This window comes from Novosphingobium chloroacetimidivorans, assembly GCF_014204535.1.
GTDB classification, from domain to species: Bacteria; Pseudomonadota; Alphaproteobacteria; order Sphingomonadales; family Sphingomonadaceae; genus Novosphingobium; species Novosphingobium chloroacetimidivorans.
The window spans coordinates 123,839-141,316 of the sequence record NZ_JACHLR010000003.1 but is presented as its reverse complement, the minus strand read 5'-3'; the positions used below and the strand labels follow the sequence as shown (position 1 = coordinate 141,316).

The following is a 17,478-nucleotide window of genomic DNA, read 5'->3' as shown; positions in this document are numbered from 1 at the left end:
CGCGGCGCATGAGGGCCTTGCGCCAGACCCTGCTCCAACATCGCAGCCTTGCGCTGTGGCTGATAGCGCTTGCGCTGGCGATGAAGGCGCTGGTGCCGGGCGGCTTCATGCTGCGCGAAGAGAGCCAGGCGATCACGATCGCCATCTGCGGCGACGCCTCGGGCGCGCACCTCACCCGGCAGATCGTCGTACCTCAGCGCGAGACTCCGCAGGAGCGGGCGGCACAGCACACCAAGAGCGCGGCCTGCCCGTTCAGCGCGCTCGACATGGCGGGTACGCCGGGCGCCGATCCGGTGCTGCTCGGTCTGGCGCTCGCCTTCATCCTGGCAGTGGGCCTGGCCCCGCGCGCCGTCCTGCGCCTGCCGACGCGCGCCTACCTGCGTCCACCTTTGCGCGGGCCACCACTCGAAGCCTGATCCCTGCTCGGCTCCCGTGCGGAGCCACTTGCTCAACCCACGTCAAGCGCCGCGCACTTTCGCGCGCGCGGACGGTTCAGGAATCTTCGACCATGAAAGCCTCCCTTTTCGCGCTCGCCGCCGCGAGCGTGTTCGCCCCCTTGTCCGCGGTGCCCGCCTTTGCCGACGAGGCCAAGGACCCTACCATCATCGTGACCGGCCGTGCCGCCGCCGATGCTGCCGAAGAGCGGGTGCGCCAGACGCCCGGCGGCGCCGATGTCGTCGGCTACCAGGACTATGCCGACAAGACCGTCGTCTCCTTGCGCGACACGCTTGCGTTCTCGCCCGGCGTCTACACCCAGCCGCGCTTCGGGCAGGAGGTGCGGATCTCGATCCGCGGCTCGGGCCTCTCGCGCGGGTTCCACATGCGCGGGCTGACGCTGCTGCAGGACGGCGTGCCCATCAACCTCGCCGACGACAACGGCGACTTCCAGGAACTGGAGCCGATCTTCTTCGACCACCTGGAGGTCTACCGCGGCGCCAATGCCCTGCGCTTCGGTTCCGGCACTCTGGGCGGTGCGATCAACGGGGTGACGCCCAGCGGTGACACTGCCAAGGGCATCTATGCCAGGCTCGACGTTGGATCGTACGACTTCCTGCGCGGCCTGGTCTCTGCCGGATTCGGCGACGAGCGGGCGAGCGCCTGGGGTGCGCTGAGCGCCGACACCGGCGATGGCGATCGCGAACACGCCAAGCGCAACTCGCTGCGCGGTCACCTCAACGTCAAGCTCAAGCTTTCGGACACGGTGTCCACGCGCTTTTACGGCAGCGCCAACCACATCGTGCAGGAACTGCCCGGCGCGTTGACCGAGGCGGTCGCGCTCAGCCGTCCGAAGACCGGCAGCTTCGCCGGCGACCAGCACCGCGACATCGATTCGCTGCGCCTGCAGAACCGCACGCGCGTCGAGTGGGGCAGCACCAGCCTGGAAGCGGGGGTGTTCCTCAATTCCAAGGAGCTGTTCCACCCGATCTTCCAGGTCATCGATCAGAAATCGACCGACTACGGCGGTTTCGCCCGGCTGGAGCATGACGATCAAGGCCCGCTTGCCTTCACCCTCGGCGGCGAGATCCGGCGCGGAAGCACGCGGGCGCGCCAGTTTCTCAACGTCAATGGCCGGCGCGGCGCGCTGACTCTCGATGCCGATCAGGACGCGCGCACGGCCAACCTCTACGGCGAAGTGCGGTTCCGGCCGGTCGAACACCTGACGCTGATCGCGGGCGGGATCTACGCCGATGGCTGGCGAGCGCGAGAGGTCAGTTTCTCGACCGCACCGACGCAGAACGGCCGCATCGACTTCGACCAGTTCTCGCCCAAGTTCGGCATGCTGTTCGAGCCGGTGGCGGACGTCCAGCTCTACGCGAACTACAGTCGCTCGGCCGAATTTCCCGGCTTCGGCGAGGTGTTCCAGACGGTCGGCACCACCAGCACCTTCATCGGCGCGATTCGCCCGCAGCGCGCCTGGACGGCCGAGATCGGCACGCGGGGCAAGCGCGGGGCGCTCGGCTGGGACGTGTCGCTCTATCGCGCGACGCTCAAGGGCGAGCTGCTGCAGTACAACGTCAACGTGAACGGCGGCATCCCGGCTTCGACCTTCAACGCCGATCGCACGCTGCACCAGGGCGTGGAGGCGGGACTGACGCTGGAGCCCACCGCCTGGCTGCGGCTGCGCCAGACCTGGCAGTATTCCGACTTCCGCTTCCGCAATGACGCGGTGTTCGGCGACAACCGCCTGCCGGTGGTGCCGCGCCATGCCTTGCGCAGCGAGGTGCGGCTGGGCGGCGAGGCGCTGCATGTCGCGCCCAGCCTGGAATGGGTGCCGCAAGGTGCCTTTGCCGACTACGCCAACACGCATCGCACGCGGGGCTATGCGCTGCTGGGCGTAACGGCGGCCGCGCCCTTGCTGGACGGAGTCGACGTGTTCCTCGACGCGCGCAATCTCACGGGCAAGAAGGCGGTCGGCGACATTTCGGCAACGCTGCGGGCGACCGCGACCTCGGCGATCTATTACCCGGTGGAGCGCCGCGCGATCTACGGCGGGGTGCGCGCGCGGTTCTGACCCCGCGCTGCCCTCAGGGGCTCGTCGGGCCCGGGAACCGGCAGGGCCGCACGCTCGTTTGTCATGGGAACACATGGCGAACGATGGAGCGGACATGTCCGAAGAACTGCACAATCCCAAGCTCGACGAGCATCCTGGATCGAACGCCGAGAAGGACCCGGACAACTGGGTTTCCGGCCACGATCCGATGACGGGCGCGCAAGCCTCGTACCTCACGACGCTGTGCGAGGAAGCCAAGATCGACCCGCCCTCGGCGGACCTGAACAAGGCGGATGCGTCCAAGATGATCGACGAGCTGAAGCAGAAGCTGGGGCACTGAAGGGGCGGTTGCCGCCGCTCACCGTCATCTTATTCTCGTCGCCCCCGCGAAGGCGGGGGCCCCGCTTCTTTGCCGAGGTCCGAAGAACAAGCGGGGTCCCCGCCTTCGCGGGGACGACGGTGTTGGGGATGAGGGTGTCGCTAACGAAGGCGTGCTGGTTTGCGGGCGAGGCGTGACCTTACCGACACGCCCCACCGGCACACGCCTTGTCCGCCAAGGTCGATGGCGTGAGCACCTGTGGCAGCTTCTCGGGCGTACCCGACCCTGCCGGATACCACACGTATAGCGGCACCCCGGCTGCACCCTGCGCCGTCAGGTAGCGGGTGATCGCCGGGTCACGGCGTGTCCAGTCGCCGCGCAGCACGACGACGCCGGCCTTCTCGAACGCGGCGCGCGTCTCCTCGCGTTCGATGGCGACTTCCTCGTTGACCTTGCAGGTGAGGCACCAGTCGGCGGTAAACCAGGCGAACACCGGCTTGCCCGAGGCGCGCGCCTTTGCCAGCGCGGCCTCGCTGAACGGCCGGACGGCGAGCATGCTTGCAGAGGCAGCGCTCGGCGCCCGCTCGGTGAGCGGCAGCACGACCACAGCCATCGCGCCCAGCACGACGAGGCCCGCGCCGGTCGGCCGGATCGCCGCCTGGCCCTGGCGTTGGCGCCGGCCGGCGAGGGCGAGCAGGGCGACGAGCAGGACGGCAAGCACCACCGCCGCCAGCGCGAACCAGGGTCCGGCGATGCGGCTGGCCAGCCAGGCGAGGGCCAGCGCAGTCAGGCCCATCGGCACTGCCATCCAGCGCCGGAACGTGTTCATCCATGCACCCGGGCGGGGCATGCGGCGGCGCAAGGCGGGTACGAACGCGATCGCCAGGAATGGCAGGGCGATACCCACGCCCAACGCCGCGAACAGCGCCAGCGCGGGCAGGATCGGCAGCAGCAGCGCCGCGCCCATCGCGGTCGCCATGAACGGTCCGGTGCATGGCGTAGCCACGAACGCCGCGAGCAATCCGGTGGCGAAGGCGCCTTGCGGTGACCCGCTGCTCGCGAAGCCGGGCACCGCGAACTCGAAGAGACCCAGCAGATTGGCGGTGATCGCGCAGGCGAGCAGCAGCAGCGCGGCGATGACAGCGGGCTCCTGCAGCTGGAACGCCCAGCCGACTTGCTCTCCGGTCGCGCGCAAGCCCAGCAGCACCGCGCCGAGCCCCAGGCAGGCGAGCACGACGCCGGCGGTATAGGCCAGCCCCTCGACCCGCGCATGCGCCTCGCTCTCGCCCGCGCGGGCGAGGCTGATCGCCTTGAGGCTGAGGATCGGGAAGACGCATGGCATGACGTTGAGCAGCAAGCCACCCACCAGCGCTCCCAGCAGCAGCCACGGCAAGGCGGGCAATTCGCTCGTCCCAGGGCCGGACAGCGGCGTGCCGCCCATGGGTACTGCGCCGGGCGCGGCACTCAGGGCGATGCCGCTGCCTTCGCCATCAAGCCGCAGCACGGCGTCGACCGTTGACGGCGACGCAGGCGCGAACTTCGCGCGCGGGATGGTGACGAGCAGGGTGTCGCCCTGGCGCGTGAACTGTTGCGGGGCGGCGTAGTCGACCAATTTGTCCTGCACCACGAACAGGTGCGGTGCGGCGAGCGGCGCGGTGGCGGGCAGCGGGATCGCGAAGCGCACGGCGGTGGGCTCCAGCGCGAACCTGGCCCGAGAGCCGAGCGGTGCGGGCAGGCGGCGCGTCCACTCCTCGAACTCGCGCGCATGTGCCTGCGCTCCGACCGTAATCTCGACGGCGAGCTCGGCCGACTCCGGCACGCAAAGCTGCTCCGTGCACGCGAGCCACTGCGCCTTGACCCGCACCGGTAGCTTCATCCCCGCCTTGGCCCCGGCCGGCACGGAGAAGGGCACCAGCACGGCGTACTCCTTCTCGTAGACGTGGTTCATCAAGCCCGAGACGAGCAGCGTCTGGGGCACCGGGTACTGCGGCTCGCCCGCCTTGGCGCCTTCGGGCAGCGACCAGTCGAGCTGCATGCCAAGGCCCGCATCGCCGGGATTGCGCCAGTAGCCATGCCAGCCCGGTTCGGGTCGCATGCGGATCGCGAGCTGCGTGCCGCTACCCGGCGCGGAAGGTCCGGCGACGAGTTCGGCCGCGATGTGGTTGGGCGCGGCCTGCGCGGCGCTCGGCAGTAGCAGCAGAGCAAGGGCCTGCCATAGAACTGCAACAAGCAGGGCATAGCGGCGCCCCAGTGACGACCGGCGGAGCGCCGACCGGTTCATCGGCCTCAGGCAGGTCCATCGCGGACGGAGTGGCTTGCGCGTTGGCGGCATTGCGGTCATCGACGCCTCTGCTCCTTTCGCAAGGACAATTCAAGGAATCCTCCCCATGCGTGCTGCACGTGTCGCCCTTGCCTCGCTCGCGTCCGCCCTGGCGCTGACAGTCGCGCTGCCTTCGATGGCGCAGGAAACACCGCCGCCGGTCCCTGCCACGCCCGCACCCGCCCCCGCCCCGAAGCCAAGGCTGATCCTGGCGATCTCGATCGACCAGTTCTCCGCCGACCTGTTCGCGCAGTATCGCGAGCACTTCACCGGCGGCTTCGCGCGACTGCTGACCGGTGCGGTGTTTCCGCAAGGCTTCCAATCGCACGCCGCGACCGAGACCTGCCCCGGCCACTCGACCCTGCTGACCGGCGCGCATCCCTCGCGCACCGGTGTCATCGCCAACAGCTGGTACGATGCGAAGCTGGGCCGCGAAGTCTACTGCGCCGAGAACGAGCGCGATCCCAGGAGCAGCGCGAAGGAACCGGTCGTCTCCAACTGGCACCTGAAGGTGCCGACGCTGGGCGACCTGATGAAGCGCGCGAACCCTGCCGCGCTGAACGTCGCCGTATCGGCCAAGGATCGCGCGGCGGTGATGATGAGCGGCCACGATGTCGACGCGGCGTACTGGTGGCTGGGCAAGGGTTTCACCACCTATCAGGGCCGTGCTGTCTCTGCCGCCGTGCAAGCGCAGAACGTGGCGACGGGCAAGCTGATCGACGCCGGCGCGCCCGCGTTCTCTCTGCCGCAATGGTGCGAGAAGGTGGATCGCGCGACGCCGGTGAAGGACTTCACCATCGGCACCTACCGCTTTCCGCTCAAGGCCGGCGACACCAAGAGCTTCGGCCGCACGCCTCGCATCGACGCGGCCACCGGCGAACTGGCGGTGCGGCTGGTCGACGAGATGGGGCTGGGCAAGGACGATGTCACCGACGTGCTCTCGGTCAGCTTCTCGGCGACCGACTACGTCGGCCATGCCTATGGCACCGAGGGCGCCGAGATGTGCATCCAGCTGGCGCAGCTCGACCAGACGCTGGGTCGCCTCTTCGCCGAGCTCGACAGGCGCGGGGTCGACTTCCTGGCGGTCCTGAGCGCCGACCACGGTGGCATCGACGCGCCCGAGCGGCTGAAGCTCCAGGGTTTCGCGAGCGCGCAGAGGATCGATCCGGCGCTGACGGCAGAGCAGCTGTCGGCCGCGATTTCGCGGGATACCGGGGTCACGGCCAAGTCAGGGCAGTTGCTCCATGGCGCGGGCGCATCGGGCGATATCTGGTTCGCGCCGGGGCTGACGCCGGCGCAGCAGAAGAAGGTCACCGCCGCGTTGCTCAAGCGCCTGGCCGCGCATCCGCAGGTCGCTGCGGTCTATGACGCGAAAGCGCTGGCCAAGCTGCCGGTGCCACAGGGCAATCCGCAGGACTGGACGGTGGAGCAGCGTGTGCGTGCCTCGTTCGATCCGGAGCGCTCGGGCCAGGTCATGATGATGACCAGGCGCGGCGTCGTCCCCGGCGATCCGCAGCCCGGCTACACCGCCACCCACGGCAGTCCCTGGGACTACGATCGCCGGGTGCCGATGCTGTTCTGGCGCAAGGGGATGGCCGGGTTCGAGCAGCCCGATCCGGTCGAGACCGTCGACATCGCGCCGACGCTTGCGGCCGCCATCGGCCTGGCTGAACCTGTGGGCACCTGGGACGGGCGCTGTCTCGACATCGACGGCTCGGCGGCCGATACGTGCAGGCGATGAACGCAGAGTCGAACGCTAGCACACCGGCGGCCGCCCCCGAGCGCCGCGACCTCGTGATCCTGGGCGGCGGGCTCGTCGGCATGACGCTGGCGCTCGCCGCCGCGCGCCAGGGCCTGACCAGCCATGTCGTCGATCGCGCCACGCCTGCCGAACTGACCGCGGAGGGCGCGGACGGGCGCGCCTCGGCGATCTCGACCGCCAGCTGGAACCTGTTCACCAACATCGGCGTCGCGTCGCGCCTTGATGCGCTGGGCTGCCCGATCGAGGCGATCGCGGTGACCGACGGGATGAAGCCCGGCCGCATCGACTTCCGCCCGACACCCGAGGAGGGCACGCTCGGCCGCATGTTCGCCAACCGCGACTTGCGCCTTGCCCTGTTCGAGGCCGGTGAGGCGGAGCCAGCGATTGCCTGGCACACCGGCGCCACCGTCATGCGGCGGACGCGCGGACCTTACGGCGTCGAGGTTGAGCTGGCGGACGGCACGATTTTGGCGGGCAGCCTGCTCGTCGCCGCCGAGGGCCGCCAGTCGCCCACGCGCGATGAGGCCGGGTTCGCCTACGCCAAGTGGGACTACCAGCACCGTGCTATCGTCACCGGCCTGACGCACGAGAAGCCGCACGAGGGCGTCGCCTGGGAGATCTTCTACCCCGACGGCCCGTTCGCGCTGCTGCCGCTGCTCGACCTGCCCGATGGCCGCCATCGCTCGGCGCTGGTCTGGACGGTGGCCGAAAAGGACGCAGCCGGGATCACCAAGCTGCCCGATGCGGTGTTCCGCAGCGAAGTGGCGGCAAGGATGCACGACGTGTTCGGCCGCATCGAGCTGGCGGCACCGCGCATGTCGTACCCCTTGCGCTTCCACCACGCCGCCCGCGTCACCGAGGACCGTCTGGTGGTGATCGGCGATGCGGCCCACGGCATGCATCCGATCGCGGGGCAGGGCCTCAACCTGGGCCTGCGCGATGTCGGCGCGCTGGTCGAGGTGCTGGGCGAGGGCGCGCGGCTCGGCCTCGATCCCGGCGACGCGCAAGGGCTCGCTCGCTACGAGCAGTGGCGCAGCCTCGACGCGTTCATGGTCATGTCGGTGACCGACGGGCTCAACCGGCTGTTCGGCATCCCCGGGCGTTTGCCGTCCGCCGCGCGGCGCCTGGGCATGGGCGCGGTGCAGCGGCTGCCGGTGCTGAAGCGCTTCTTCATGGACGAGGCGCGGGGCGTCTCGGGCAAGCTGCCGGAGCTGCTGCAAGGCTAGGCTCAGAGGCGCGCGCAGTCCCTCAGGCGCTTGCTGCGCTGGGCAGGAGGCCGAACCGCTCGCGCCCGGCCCAGCGTGCGACCAGCAGCGCCGCCGCGAACGTCAGCCCGACGGCGAGGCCGATCCATACGCCCAGGCCGCTCAGCGGCGTGCGCAAGCCGAGCCACCAGGCGACCGCGAACCCGCCCGCCCAGTAGCTGGCGATGGCGATCACCATCGGCACGCGCGTGTCCTGCACCCCGCGCAGCACGCCGGCCGCGACCGCCTGTGCGCCGTCGACCAGCTGGAACGCCGCGGCGACCAGCAGGTACTGCAGCGCGAAGCCGACCAGCACCGCGTTGGCGGGGTCGGACGTGTCGACGTAGAGCGAGACGATCGCTTCGGGCACCAGCAGCATCACCGTCGCCGAGACGCCGACGAAGACGAGCCCGGTCAGCAGCGCGGCCCAGCCGGCGCGGCCGATCGCGGCCCGGTCGCCCGCGCCGAAGTGATAGCCGACGCGGATGGTGGCGGCCTGGCCGATGCCGAAGGGCACCTGGAAGAAGATCGCCGCGATCTGCAGCGCCACGGTGTGCGCGGCCAGCTGCGCCTCGCCGATCAGGCCCATCAGGAACGCGGCGGAGCTGAACAGTCCGCCTTCTGCCATCAGGGTCAGCGCGATCGGCAGGCCGAGCGCGACCAGCTGGCGCATGCGCGACCACTCGGGCCGCCACCAGCGTCCGAACACGTGCGTGCGCCGCAGCCGCCGGTCCGATCGGATCGCCACGCAATAGGCCGCGACGGTCGCGCAGGCGGTGATGAAGCTGGCAAGCGGGGAGCCCAGCAGGCCCAGCTTGGGGGCGCCCAGGTGCCCGAAGACCAGCGCCCAGTTGCCAAGCGCATTCACCGCGATCGACAGCCCGGTGATCACCGTGGCGAACACCGGCCGGCCCATGGCGGACACGAATGTGCGCAGGACGTTGACGACCAGCATCGGGATCACGCTGAGCGCGCAGACCTCCAGGAAGTCGCCCGCCAGGCGCGCCAGCACCGGCTGCTGCCCGGTCGCCAGCACGATCGCCTCGCCGTTGAGGCACACCGCGATGCCGAGCACCCCGAGCAGAGCGCAGAGCCATAGTGCCATGCGGACCGAGCGGCGCACCTCGCGCACCGCGTGACGGCGGCGGCCGAGTTCGGCGGCGATCAGCGCGGCGACCACGCCGGTGAGGCCGTAGAACGCCATCAGCATCAGCGCGAAGATCGCCACCGCCAGGCTCGATGCGGCGAGCGCCTCCTGCCCCAGTCGCGAGACGAACATCACGTCGGTGGCGAAGACCGCCATCTGCAGGATGTTCGCGGTCGCGAGCGGCGCGGACAGGCGCAGCGTCGCGGCAAGTTCGGCGCGAAACAGGCCTCGCTGTACGGTTCTGCCGGACAAGCGGGCGAAAAGGGGTGTGGCGGTCATGATCTGGTCGTGTGTGCGGAGCCGCGGAGCGCAAGATGCGTGGCGGATCGGTGCGATACGCACTGCGGTCCCATGCGCAAAGCGATTTTACCCAGCTTGGCAGCGCCGCGGGTTCTGTCATAGGCTGGTGCAACGATTTTGCGGAGAGAGGCAGACATGACCATGCGCAGGCGGCCCGTCACCCTGGCGGCGATCACGATGGCGCTCGCGCTGACGAGTGGCTGCGGCAAGGGCGAGCAGAATGACGCGGCCGGCACGCCATCTCCGACGCAGAACGCGGCTGCGACTACGGTAGCGCCCACGGTAGCGCCTGCGGTGGCGGCCGCTTCGCCACCGCCCGCCTTCGCGGTCTGCGCCTCGTGCCACGCGGTGGTGCCGGGGCAGAACCGGATCGGCCCGAGCCTCGCCGGCGTTTATGGCCGCAAGGCTGCATCGATGCCCGGCTATGCCTATAGCCCGGCGCTGAAGAACGCCGGGATCGTCTGGGACGATGCCGCGCTCGACCGCTGGCTGCAGGGTCCCGTCCAGATGGTGCCCGGCACCAAGATGGTGATCGGCCTGTCCGATCCGCAGGGACGCAAGTCGGTGATCGAGTACCTCAAGACGCTCAAGTGAGAACTGGTAAGTGAGATCCGGCGGATGAGCTCGGTCGCGCTCACGCCCGAGCAGGCGCGCTGGAGCGAGTCGATCCGCCAGCGTCTCGCGGCCTGCACCCAGGCGGGCGACGCGCGCAAGGCGCGGGCTTATGCGGACTGCTTCGCCGAAGATGGCGTGCTGGAGTTGGACGGTGAGACGCTCGCCGGACGTGCGGCGATCTTCACCTGGATGAGTGCGCCTTCGGTGATCCCGCAACCGGCAAGCGGCGCCCCCTCGTTCATCAGCCACCATCTGACGACGTCGCACATCGCCTTCGCGGACGAGCATACCGCCGCCGTGCGCACCTATTGGCTGGTCACCAGCGCAGCCGGGCTCGACCACAACGGCTTCTACGTCGACCGGCTGAGGCGCGAAGGCGAGGACTGGCTGATCGCGCATCGCCGGCCCAAGACCCTGTGGGTCGCCCCGGCGAGCATGCTGCGGACGTGAACTGAGCTCGTAGCGGGTGGGTGCATCGGATCGTCAGATCCACAAACACTTCGTCGCCCCGGACTTGATCCGGGGCTCCGCTGCCTTTCGCCAAACCGCAGAAAAGAAGCGGGATCCCGGGTCAAGCCCGGGATGACGAGCTCTGGTCAACCGGGCGAGAACTCGAGCAGTGGTCAGGGCTTAGCAGCCGCCGGAGAGGCCCTGCCCGGCGCAGGAGCCGGAACTGTTCGTCATCGAGCGGATCGCCTCGCGCTCACGCTCCCAATCCCGTTTCGTCTTGCAGACGCGGCGGGCCCTTACCAGCGAGCCGGTTTCGGTGAACCGCTTGCAGATCATCTTCTCGCCCTTGTCCGCCGACTTCTCGCGATCGTCTGGCTTCGGCGGCTCGGCCGCGAGCGTAGAGGCCGTGAAAACGAGCACCGCCGACAAGATCCATCGCCGCATGTCCAACCTCCTTCGCGCAACGGGTGGAGCATAGCACATCCGGATGGCTGTTGAAGCTTGGCTCGACCGGGCCGCTATCGCCCAGTTGCGGACGTTCAATCGGACCGTCATGCTCGGCTAATGCAGCGCTGGCCTTCAGCTTTTGTTCTTCTTGCTTGTCTCGGCGCATCGCCGAGTGACGAGCCCGAATGCCCCATGCCCACCGGACCTGTCATCCCCGATGAAAAGACAGCATGAGCGGTAGCCAAAGCAGTCATCTCGGCTCAGCCCGCGAGTGAACGGCTGCGCAAACACCGGCTTCGCATCAGGGGAGGTAGCCTGACCGAAAAATCTTGGTTCGCCTATCAAGGCCCTGAGAACAAGCCGAAGATCGCCCGCAAAGAGATCGGCGTTGTCGTGGGCGGTGGAGGTCTATCCATGCGGATCGATCGCTGCACAGGCGCGATTAGCGACTTGCGTTACGTTCGATAGAACGGCAACTTACCGCGACTTCCCGGACGAAAGTCGCCTAACCGGGGACGCCCAATAGCGGATGTCGCCACATGCCGTTATCGTGCGCTGATGCGCTTCTTCGCCTCCATAATCGCGATGCTGATCTTAGTAGCGTGCGGCAACGATAGCTCGCCTAAGATCGACCGAATTGAGATGAGGCGCTCCGGCGGAGCCTCTGAAGATGTCACCATTACCTCAGCGGGTGTCGGGCGTTATTCGATCTTCGATCCTAATCGCTCGTCCGAGCCGACGAGCGGCGAATTCCGAATGACGCACAAGCAGTTGGCTGGGTTCTTAGCGAGGCTGGAGCGCTACCGGGCGAAAGCCGAGCGGTACACTGATGAAAGCGCCATGCGATACGTGAGGGGTACGTGCCCAGAAGGGGCGGCGCGTGCTTCCGATATGGGTGCTATGTACATTCGCTGGATTGGTCCGAAGTATGACGTGCACTTCTTAATGGACTTTGGATGCGATGCCGCTCGTAGCGCTGCCCGGAACAGTAGGATGCATCAGACCTTCGAACAATTGCCGCTACCGCGCCTTTGATTTCCTTTCGCTAACGACCGCTCGCCATCCTTAGCCGACGTCACCCGGAACTTGTTCAGGGCCCACTTTGCCATGAGTGCGAGGCTGTGATTGGCAATCCATGTTGGCGGTCTACGCCAGCTATGCCCGGGCAAGCGGCGCGATGGATCCTGAAACGAGTTCAGGATGACGGCTTTTCGAGAAGCGAGCGCGGCTGACCACTCGCTCCATCATCCGCAGCGCTCGTTGCACAACGAAAAAGGGCGGCCCCGAGAGGCCGCCCTTCCTGTTTTTCCGTTCCGAAGACCGGAAGACGAGATTACTTGACCTCGACGGTGCCGCCGGCTTCCTCGATCTTCTTCTTGATCTCTTCGGCTTCGGCCTTGTTCACGCCTTCCTTGATCGCCTTGGGAGCGCCCTCGACCAGAGCCTTGGCTTCGGCGAGGCCCAGCGCGGTGATGGCGCGGACTTCCTTGATGACCTGGATCTTCTTGCCACCGTCGCCGGTGAGGATGACGTCGAATTCGGTCTTCTCTTCGACGGCTTCAGCTGCAGCGCCACCGCCGGCAGGGCCGGCAACGGCAACGGCGGCAGCGGCGGAAACGCCCCATGCCTCTTCCAGAGCCTTGGCGAGGTCAGCGGCCTCGAGAACGGTCAGCTTCGAGAGTTCTTCAACGAGATTGGCGATATCGGCCATGGTATTTCACTCCTAGTTGTGGTCCCGGCGCCGAAAGGCGACCGGGCAAATCGCTGTGCAATGCTTGATCAAGCTTGTTCGTTGTCGCGATTTCCGAGCCGCCAAGCTGCGCTTGGCTAGAAATCGCTTAGCGAAGCTTAAGCGGCGTCCTTCTCGGCATAGGCGTTGAAGACGCGCGCCAGCTTGGACGCCGGAGCGACCGTGAGCTGGGCGATCTTGGTCGCCGGTGCCTGGATGAGGCCGATAAGCGTGCCACGCATCTCGTCGAGCGAGGGCATCGAGGCGAGTGCCTTGATGCCGTCCGCGTTCAGAACGTGCGTGCCCATCGAACCGCCGACGATCTCGATCTTGTCGGTCGTCTTGGCGAAGTCCACGACTGCCTTGGCGGCAGCGACGGGATCGACCGAAGTGGCGATCGCCGTCGGACCCGTGAACATCGAATCGATGCCCGCGTAGTCCGTGTCCTTGATGGCAAGCTTGGCCAGATTGTTCTTCGCAACCTTGTAGGTCGCGCCCGCATCGCGGACTTTCGTGCGCAGGGCGGTGGACTGGGCCACCGACATGCCGAGGTTGCGGGTGATCACCACCACGCCGACCTCGTTGAACGTCGCGCTGAGCTGGGCGACCGATTCGGCTTTCTGCGAACGATCCATGCCTTACTCCTTCACAATGGCCGCCTTGGACATGCGCCCGCAGCGACCGGCTACGTTTTTCCCGTGCCGCTGCGTGCGGCATGGAAGATCCGTTCGATGGGGAAGGAGCCCGCGCCCGAAGGCCCGGCAAGCGGCACCGCGCATGGAAGCGAAGGGCCGGGAAATTCTCTGTCCCCGTCTAGGCTGGAAATTAAGAGGGAAACCCCCACCAGCTGTCTCGGACGGCTGACTCGACACCCGAAGGGATCGGTCGGGGCGGGCATCTGCGGCAAAGTCCGCCGCGAGTCAAGCTTGCAGGCGCGCACCGCGGCCGTTTGCCGGGACCGGCGCTCGCTATCTGGGAAGGACCAGCTCGACCCGCCGATTGCGCGCCCGGCCGGCAGGATCGTCCTGGCCGGAAAGCGTCTCGTTGGGCGCGATCGGTGCCTTTTCACCCTCGCCGCTGGTCTCGATGGCGCGCTTGCGTACGCCGACCTGCTTCATGAGCCATGCCGCCACGGCTTGCGCGCGATCTTCGGACAGCTTTTGATTATAGGCGTCGTCGCCCTTGCTGTCGGTATGACCGATCACCTTGATCGGACCGGCGGGCGCAGAGCGGATCATCCGTGCCGATGCTTCCAGCTGCTTGGTGGCATCCGGATTGAGCTCCGCGCTGTCGAACGCGAACAGCGCATCGGTCGGCAGGTCGATGATCGTGCCCATGTCGGTCACCCGCACGTTCAGATCGCTGAGCGCGCTGTTCAGGGGGCTGACCTGACCGACCAGCCCTCCCGACTTCGGCCGCTGCTCGCCTGGCGGCGGCGGGGGCGGCGAGGTCCGCGCGGCGGATGGCGGCGCATCGCTGCTGCCCGGCTCCGGCGCGCGCTCGTCCGAACAGGCCGCCGATGTCAGCACCAGCACCGCCAGCAGGGTAACGCGCATCAGCGGGTTACCGGTATGCCATCGAAGGGCGCGACGCCGGGAAAGTTGATCGAAACCGTCTTGGCCTCGGCGGAGGGTGCCGCGAACTTGGCCCAGATCACGCCCGGCTTGATCTCGCACGAGGCCATGATCGAATCGCCGGCGATGTTGGACGCCAGCCAGTTGCCCTCGTTGTCCTTGAGGATGCCGATCCGCTGCGAAGTCGCATCATCGATCACGCTGATGTTCGAGGCGCGGAAGCTCTCGCTGTTGATCTTCTCCGAGCTCGAACAGCGCATGGTGACGGTCAGGATGTCCCCGGTCACCGCGACCTTCATCAGATCGACCTGCGACCCGTCGGGACCGGGCTGGCTCTGAATCGCGGTCTGGGCCGGCATCGGGGTGACGGGCGGCTCGGCCGCTTCGGGAGCCGGTGTCTGCCGCGTGACGCCGGCGGCGGGTGCATTCTCGGCCGTATCGGAGCCGGGAGCCGGCTGGGGATTGCTGTTGCAGCCGGCCAGCACCAGGCTTGCGAAGCCTGCCAGAGCAGCGTTCCTGATCATCCTGTCCATCGCGTCCTCCTCGATATGTTCATGGTGATACGCTTGCAGGACCGATGGGTTGCGACAAATGGATACCGACAGGCGGCTCCAGGCGCGTGACGACTATGGCGTCTCCGCAGCGTCGTAGCCCAGCAGATCTCCCGGTTGGCAGCCCAGTTCGCGGCAGATCGCTTCCAGGGTGGAGAAGCGGATCGCCTTGGCCTTGCCGGTCTTGAGGATCGAGAGGTTGGCCAGCGTGATGCCGATGCGCTCGGCCAGTTCGGTGAGCGTCATGCGGCGCTCGTAGAGGAGATCGTCGAGTTTCACCACGATGCGGGTTCCTTCGGACTCTTCGCGGTCTTGGGTGGGGGTTTTGGGGCGCGGCGCCATCACACGGTGCCTTCCAGTTCGGCGCGCATCGCGGCACCCTGGCGGAACACGCGGGCCAGGATGAACAGGATCAGCATCAGCAGAAGGCCGTTGCCCGAGATGCCAAAGCCGAGGTCGTCGATCTGGGTGTGGCCCCTGCTCGATTTCTCCAATTCCGTCCCGATCCAGACCGCAAGTGCGCCGATCGGCAGAGTGACAAGTTGCAACGTCAGGGTCAGCCAGGCCATCTGGGTCAACCGGTTGGCATTCTCTGGCACGAATGGATCGCCGGCGCCGACGGTGTCGACGATGCGCTTGAGCAGCTGGAACAACCGGAACACGATGAGCACGGTTATCGCGGCGAACAACAGGATCGCGCTGCAGCCCCACAGGAACATGCCGGTCGGGAAAACCGTGGCTTCCTTTGCCAGTTCGATGGTTATCTCGTGCTGGAAGATGTGGATCATCGGTATCGCCACAAGGCAGGCAGCGGCGGCGATGAGCATGCAGCCCATCAGGAACCACAGGATGCCCTTGGCAATGGCGAGCAGCGGATCGCGGGTGATCGAAGTCATGGCAGGCCCCCTTCGTGTCTGGTCGATTACATCAGCACCGGCGACGAGGGCGCCGCGGCGAACACGACGGCACCGCGGGTCATGGTCGACGTGGACTGGTGCGTTGCAGCGGCACTTTGCGGCAGCGGGCCGGACAAGGTCGGGCTCCACAGCGCGAAGGTAATCGCGGCGGCGAAGAGGATGGCAAGCGGGCGTTGATGGGTCAGGGTCATGTTCGTTCTCCGATATGGTCTATATCGACTTTCAATATGCTCGTCTCGGCATATCGTCAATCAATAATATCGAAAAACGATGTGTAGATTATCGAGCCTCGGGAACGTGGTGGAGGACGCACGAAGAAAGGGGCGGCTTTCCGACGTGGAAAGCCGCCCCTTGTCAGCCCCGATGGGGGGGCTGGATCAGGCCGTGACCAACGGGGTGTGTGCAGGGGTGGAGGGCTTGGTCGACGGACTGTAGGAGCGCCAGTCGAACGGCGCGCTGCGCTGGGCTTCGGCCTCGCGCTGCTGGAGCAGCAGTCTCGCCCGCTTGCGCCGCGCCTTGCGCGAGGTGAACGGGTTGGCCTCGTCCGGGGCGGCATCGACCATCCGGTCGAGCACGGCGGTGCGATCATCGGCAGCCATCGGCTCGCGCTCCATAACCTGCGTTTCGGCATCTTCTGCTCGGATCGGCGCCAAGCCATAACGCCACTCGGTCTTCTGCGCCTGTCGCGGGGTGCCGAACACGGGCGCGGTTCGCGGCGGGGCAACCTCGTCATGAACCGGTTCGGCGGCAAGGCTCCGGTCCGCCAGGGTTTCGTCCGCGAGATAAGCTTCGTCGGGCGCCGTCCGGCGGCGGCGCGAGCGGAACGCGGCATAGCCGACGGCACCGATGCCGAGCGCGGCGAGCAAGCCGGCAAGTGCCTCTCCGGGGATGCCGTCATCCGGGCTCGAAGCCGGTGCGGCTGGCGAGGGGGTGTCCTGCGCCACGGCCGGACGAGTCGGCGCATCGTTCAGGATGTTTGCGCTCGATGCACGCGGCGGCTCGGTTGCCGTTGCGGGTGCAGCCGCAGCACGACGCGCCGGTGTGTCTGCCACCTCAGCGCGGGCGGGCGATGGAGTCGCGCCCGACGCGCGCCGGGGAGCGGCGCTGGCGCTGCGGGGCTCAGCCGGACGAGCCGTCTGCGAGCGGGGCGGAGCGGTTTCGGCCTGAGTCGTGGTAGCCTGGGTGGTGGCAGCCTGAGTGGTGATCGGGGCCTGCACCGGCGCCGGCGCCGAAGTGGTGGTCACATCCGGCAGCACGATCGTGGGTGCGGGCGCCGCTGCAGCAGCGGCCGGCGTTGCCACGCTCGTCGTCGCAGGTGCGGTCGTGGTCTCCGGGGCTGCCGGCGAAGCGGTAACGGGCGGAACCTTGATCGTCGGTGCGGCTTCCTGAGCCAGAACCGGGGTGGAACCGAGCGCGAGAACCGCTGAAATCGCGGCGGTCGCGCTAAGCGATCGAGTGAGTGTCTGTGTCATGACTGGTAGAATGCGCAATCGACACCGCAGTTACAGTGCTAATACTCATTTTTCCGATGAGTTGACATGGGAGTTGCGACCGATTGAGTGTTGCTGAACTAGCTAAGCTTTTAGGGAGACGCTTTCTGGGCTTGCTTGTG

General features: G+C 67.5%; 18 protein-coding genes. 7 read left to right on the top strand and 11 right to left on the bottom strand.

Annotated elements, in window-relative coordinates:
* Positions 1 to 8: 8 nt before the first annotated feature.
* From HNO88_RS04715 to HNO88_RS04705, 3 genes are all read left to right on the top strand, one after another.
* Complete coding sequence (locus HNO88_RS04715) at positions 9 to 416, top strand: DUF2946 family protein (RefSeq protein WP_184242929.1); 408 nt, start codon at positions 9 to 11, stop codon at positions 414 to 416.
* Positions 417 to 508: 92 nt separating this feature from the next.
* On the top strand, positions 509 to 2,512 hold the full coding sequence (locus HNO88_RS04710) for a TonB-dependent receptor family protein (protein WP_184242928.1): 2,004 nt from the start codon (positions 509 to 511) through the stop codon (positions 2,510 to 2,512).
* A 94-nt stretch (positions 2,513 to 2,606) separates the two neighbouring features.
* Entirely contained in the window at positions 2,607 to 2,831 is a 225-nt protein-coding gene (locus tag HNO88_RS04705) for a DUF3072 domain-containing protein (RefSeq protein ID WP_184242927.1), read from the top strand.
* 178 nt (positions 2,832 to 3,009) lie between these two features.
* Here HNO88_RS04705 and HNO88_RS04700 read toward each other — a convergent pair whose 3' ends face one another.
* Positions 3,010 to 5,091 (bottom strand): protein-disulfide reductase DsbD family protein, encoded by a 2,082-nt coding sequence (locus tag HNO88_RS04700; RefSeq protein ID WP_184242926.1) that lies wholly within the window; start codon positions 5,089 to 5,091, stop codon positions 3,010 to 3,012.
* A gap of 106 nt (positions 5,092 to 5,197) precedes the next feature.
* On the opposite strand from HNO88_RS04700, the gene HNO88_RS04695 reads away from it, so the two are divergent.
* Both HNO88_RS04695 and HNO88_RS04690 read left to right on the top strand, forming a co-directional pair.
* On the top strand, positions 5,198 to 6,871 hold the full coding sequence (locus HNO88_RS04695) for an alkaline phosphatase family protein (RefSeq protein ID WP_184242925.1): 1,674 nt from the start codon (positions 5,198 to 5,200) through the stop codon (positions 6,869 to 6,871).
* Positions 6,868 to 8,118: an FAD-dependent monooxygenase gene (locus tag HNO88_RS04690; protein WP_184242924.1), complete on the top strand. Its 1,251-nt coding sequence runs from the start codon at positions 6,868 to 6,870 to the stop codon at positions 8,116 to 8,118. The genes HNO88_RS04695 and HNO88_RS04690 overlap by 4 nt, the downstream gene beginning before the upstream one ends.
* A gap of 22 nt (positions 8,119 to 8,140) precedes the next feature.
* Here HNO88_RS04690 and HNO88_RS04685 read toward each other — a convergent pair whose 3' ends face one another.
* Positions 8,141 to 9,562, bottom strand: a complete 1,422-nt coding sequence (locus HNO88_RS04685) for an MATE family efflux transporter (RefSeq protein ID WP_184242923.1) — start codon at positions 9,560 to 9,562, stop codon at positions 8,141 to 8,143.
* A 156-nt stretch (positions 9,563 to 9,718) separates the two neighbouring features.
* On the opposite strand from HNO88_RS04685, the gene HNO88_RS04680 reads away from it, so the two are divergent.
* Entirely contained in the window at positions 9,719 to 10,177 is a 459-nt protein-coding gene (locus tag HNO88_RS04680) for a c-type cytochrome (protein WP_184242922.1), read from the top strand.
* A 24-nt stretch (positions 10,178 to 10,201) separates the two neighbouring features.
* Positions 10,202 to 10,648 carry a nuclear transport factor 2 family protein gene (locus tag HNO88_RS04675; protein ID WP_184242921.1) on the top strand — a complete coding sequence of 149 codons (447 nt, stop codon included), beginning with the start codon at positions 10,202 to 10,204 and terminating at the stop codon, positions 10,646 to 10,648.
* A gap of 180 nt (positions 10,649 to 10,828) precedes the next feature.
* Here HNO88_RS04675 and HNO88_RS04670 read toward each other — a convergent pair whose 3' ends face one another.
* The 9 genes from HNO88_RS04670 to HNO88_RS04630 all read right to left on the bottom strand — a co-directional run bounded on the left by HNO88_RS04670 (position 10,829) and on the right by HNO88_RS04630 (position 17,338).
* Complete coding sequence (locus tag HNO88_RS04670) at positions 10,829 to 11,092, bottom strand: hypothetical protein (protein WP_184242920.1); 264 nt, start codon at positions 11,090 to 11,092, stop codon at positions 10,829 to 10,831.
* Between the two features lie 1,336 nt (positions 11,093 to 12,428).
* Complete coding sequence (gene rplL / locus HNO88_RS04665; protein ID WP_184242919.1) at positions 12,429 to 12,806, bottom strand: 50S ribosomal protein L7/L12; 378 nt, start codon at positions 12,804 to 12,806, stop codon at positions 12,429 to 12,431.
* 137 nt (positions 12,807 to 12,943) lie between these two features.
* Entirely contained in the window at positions 12,944 to 13,459 is a 516-nt protein-coding gene (gene rplJ, locus HNO88_RS04660; protein ID WP_184242918.1) for a 50S ribosomal protein L10, read from the bottom strand.
* A gap of 333 nt (positions 13,460 to 13,792) precedes the next feature.
* Complete coding sequence (locus tag HNO88_RS22645) at positions 13,793 to 14,380, bottom strand: OmpA family protein (protein WP_184242917.1); 588 nt, start codon at positions 14,378 to 14,380, stop codon at positions 13,793 to 13,795.
* Positions 14,380 to 14,931: a hypothetical protein gene (locus HNO88_RS04650; RefSeq protein ID WP_184242916.1), complete on the bottom strand. Its 552-nt coding sequence runs from the start codon at positions 14,929 to 14,931 to the stop codon at positions 14,380 to 14,382. The genes HNO88_RS22645 and HNO88_RS04650 overlap by 1 nt, the downstream gene beginning before the upstream one ends.
* 93 nt (positions 14,932 to 15,024) lie before the next feature.
* Complete coding sequence (locus HNO88_RS04645; protein WP_184242915.1) at positions 15,025 to 15,291, bottom strand: helix-turn-helix domain-containing protein; 267 nt, start codon at positions 15,289 to 15,291, stop codon at positions 15,025 to 15,027.
* On the bottom strand, positions 15,291 to 15,845 hold the full coding sequence (locus HNO88_RS04640) for a DUF2975 domain-containing protein (protein ID WP_184242914.1): 555 nt from the start codon (positions 15,843 to 15,845) through the stop codon (positions 15,291 to 15,293). Before HNO88_RS04640 ends, HNO88_RS04645 begins: the two co-directional genes overlap by 1 nt.
* A 26-nt stretch (positions 15,846 to 15,871) precedes the next feature.
* Complete coding sequence (locus tag HNO88_RS04635; RefSeq protein ID WP_184242913.1) at positions 15,872 to 16,057, bottom strand: hypothetical protein; 186 nt, start codon at positions 16,055 to 16,057, stop codon at positions 15,872 to 15,874.
* Between the two features lie 186 nt (positions 16,058 to 16,243).
* Positions 16,244 to 17,338, bottom strand: coding sequence for a hypothetical protein (locus tag HNO88_RS04630; protein ID WP_184242912.1), 1,095 nt, complete (start codon positions 17,336 to 17,338; stop codon positions 16,244 to 16,246).
* Between the last annotated feature and the right edge of the window lie 140 nt (positions 17,339 to 17,478).

Excerpts from the sequence above, each read along its gene's own strand:
- HNO88_RS04715 (WP_184242929.1), top strand. The coding sequence starts at position 9 with ATGAGGGCCTTGCGCCAGACCCTGCTCCAACATCGCAGCCTTGCGCTG.
- HNO88_RS04700 (WP_184242926.1), bottom strand. The coding sequence starts at position 5,091 with ATGAACCGGTCGGCGCTCCGCCGGTCGTCACTGGGGCGCCGCTATGCC.
- HNO88_RS04635 (WP_184242913.1), bottom strand. The coding sequence starts at position 16,057 with ATGACCCTGACCCATCAACGCCCGCTTGCCATCCTCTTCGCCGCCGCG.
- rplL (WP_184242919.1), bottom strand. The coding sequence starts at position 12,806 with ATGGCCGATATCGCCAATCTCGTTGAAGAACTCTCGAAGCTGACCGTT.
- HNO88_RS04670 (WP_184242920.1), bottom strand. The coding sequence starts at position 11,092 with ATGCGGCGATGGATCTTGTCGGCGGTGCTCGTTTTCACGGCCTCTACG.
- HNO88_RS22645 (WP_184242917.1), bottom strand. The coding sequence starts at position 14,380 with ATGCGCGTTACCCTGCTGGCGGTGCTGGTGCTGACATCGGCGGCCTGT.
- HNO88_RS04675 (WP_184242921.1), top strand. The coding sequence starts at position 10,202 with ATGAGCTCGGTCGCGCTCACGCCCGAGCAGGCGCGCTGGAGCGAGTCG.
- HNO88_RS04630 (WP_184242912.1), bottom strand. The coding sequence starts at position 17,338 with ATGACACAGACACTCACTCGATCGCTTAGCGCGACCGCCGCGATTTCA.
- HNO88_RS04650 (WP_184242916.1), bottom strand. The coding sequence starts at position 14,931 with ATGGACAGGATGATCAGGAACGCTGCTCTGGCAGGCTTCGCAAGCCTG.
- HNO88_RS04695 (WP_184242925.1), top strand. The coding sequence starts at position 5,198 with ATGCGTGCTGCACGTGTCGCCCTTGCCTCGCTCGCGTCCGCCCTGGCG.
- HNO88_RS04645 (WP_184242915.1), bottom strand. The coding sequence starts at position 15,291 with ATGGCGCCGCGCCCCAAAACCCCCACCCAAGACCGCGAAGAGTCCGAA.
- HNO88_RS04690 (WP_184242924.1), top strand. The coding sequence starts at position 6,868 with ATGAACGCAGAGTCGAACGCTAGCACACCGGCGGCCGCCCCCGAGCGC.
- HNO88_RS04680 (WP_184242922.1), top strand. The coding sequence starts at position 9,719 with ATGACCATGCGCAGGCGGCCCGTCACCCTGGCGGCGATCACGATGGCG.
- HNO88_RS04685 (WP_184242923.1), bottom strand. The coding sequence starts at position 9,562 with ATGACCGCCACACCCCTTTTCGCCCGCTTGTCCGGCAGAACCGTACAG.
- HNO88_RS04710 (WP_184242928.1), top strand. The coding sequence starts at position 509 with ATGAAAGCCTCCCTTTTCGCGCTCGCCGCCGCGAGCGTGTTCGCCCCC.
- rplJ (WP_184242918.1), bottom strand. The coding sequence starts at position 13,459 with ATGGATCGTTCGCAGAAAGCCGAATCGGTCGCCCAGCTCAGCGCGACG.
- HNO88_RS04640 (WP_184242914.1), bottom strand. The coding sequence starts at position 15,845 with ATGACTTCGATCACCCGCGATCCGCTGCTCGCCATTGCCAAGGGCATC.
- HNO88_RS04705 (WP_184242927.1), top strand. The coding sequence starts at position 2,607 with ATGTCCGAAGAACTGCACAATCCCAAGCTCGACGAGCATCCTGGATCG.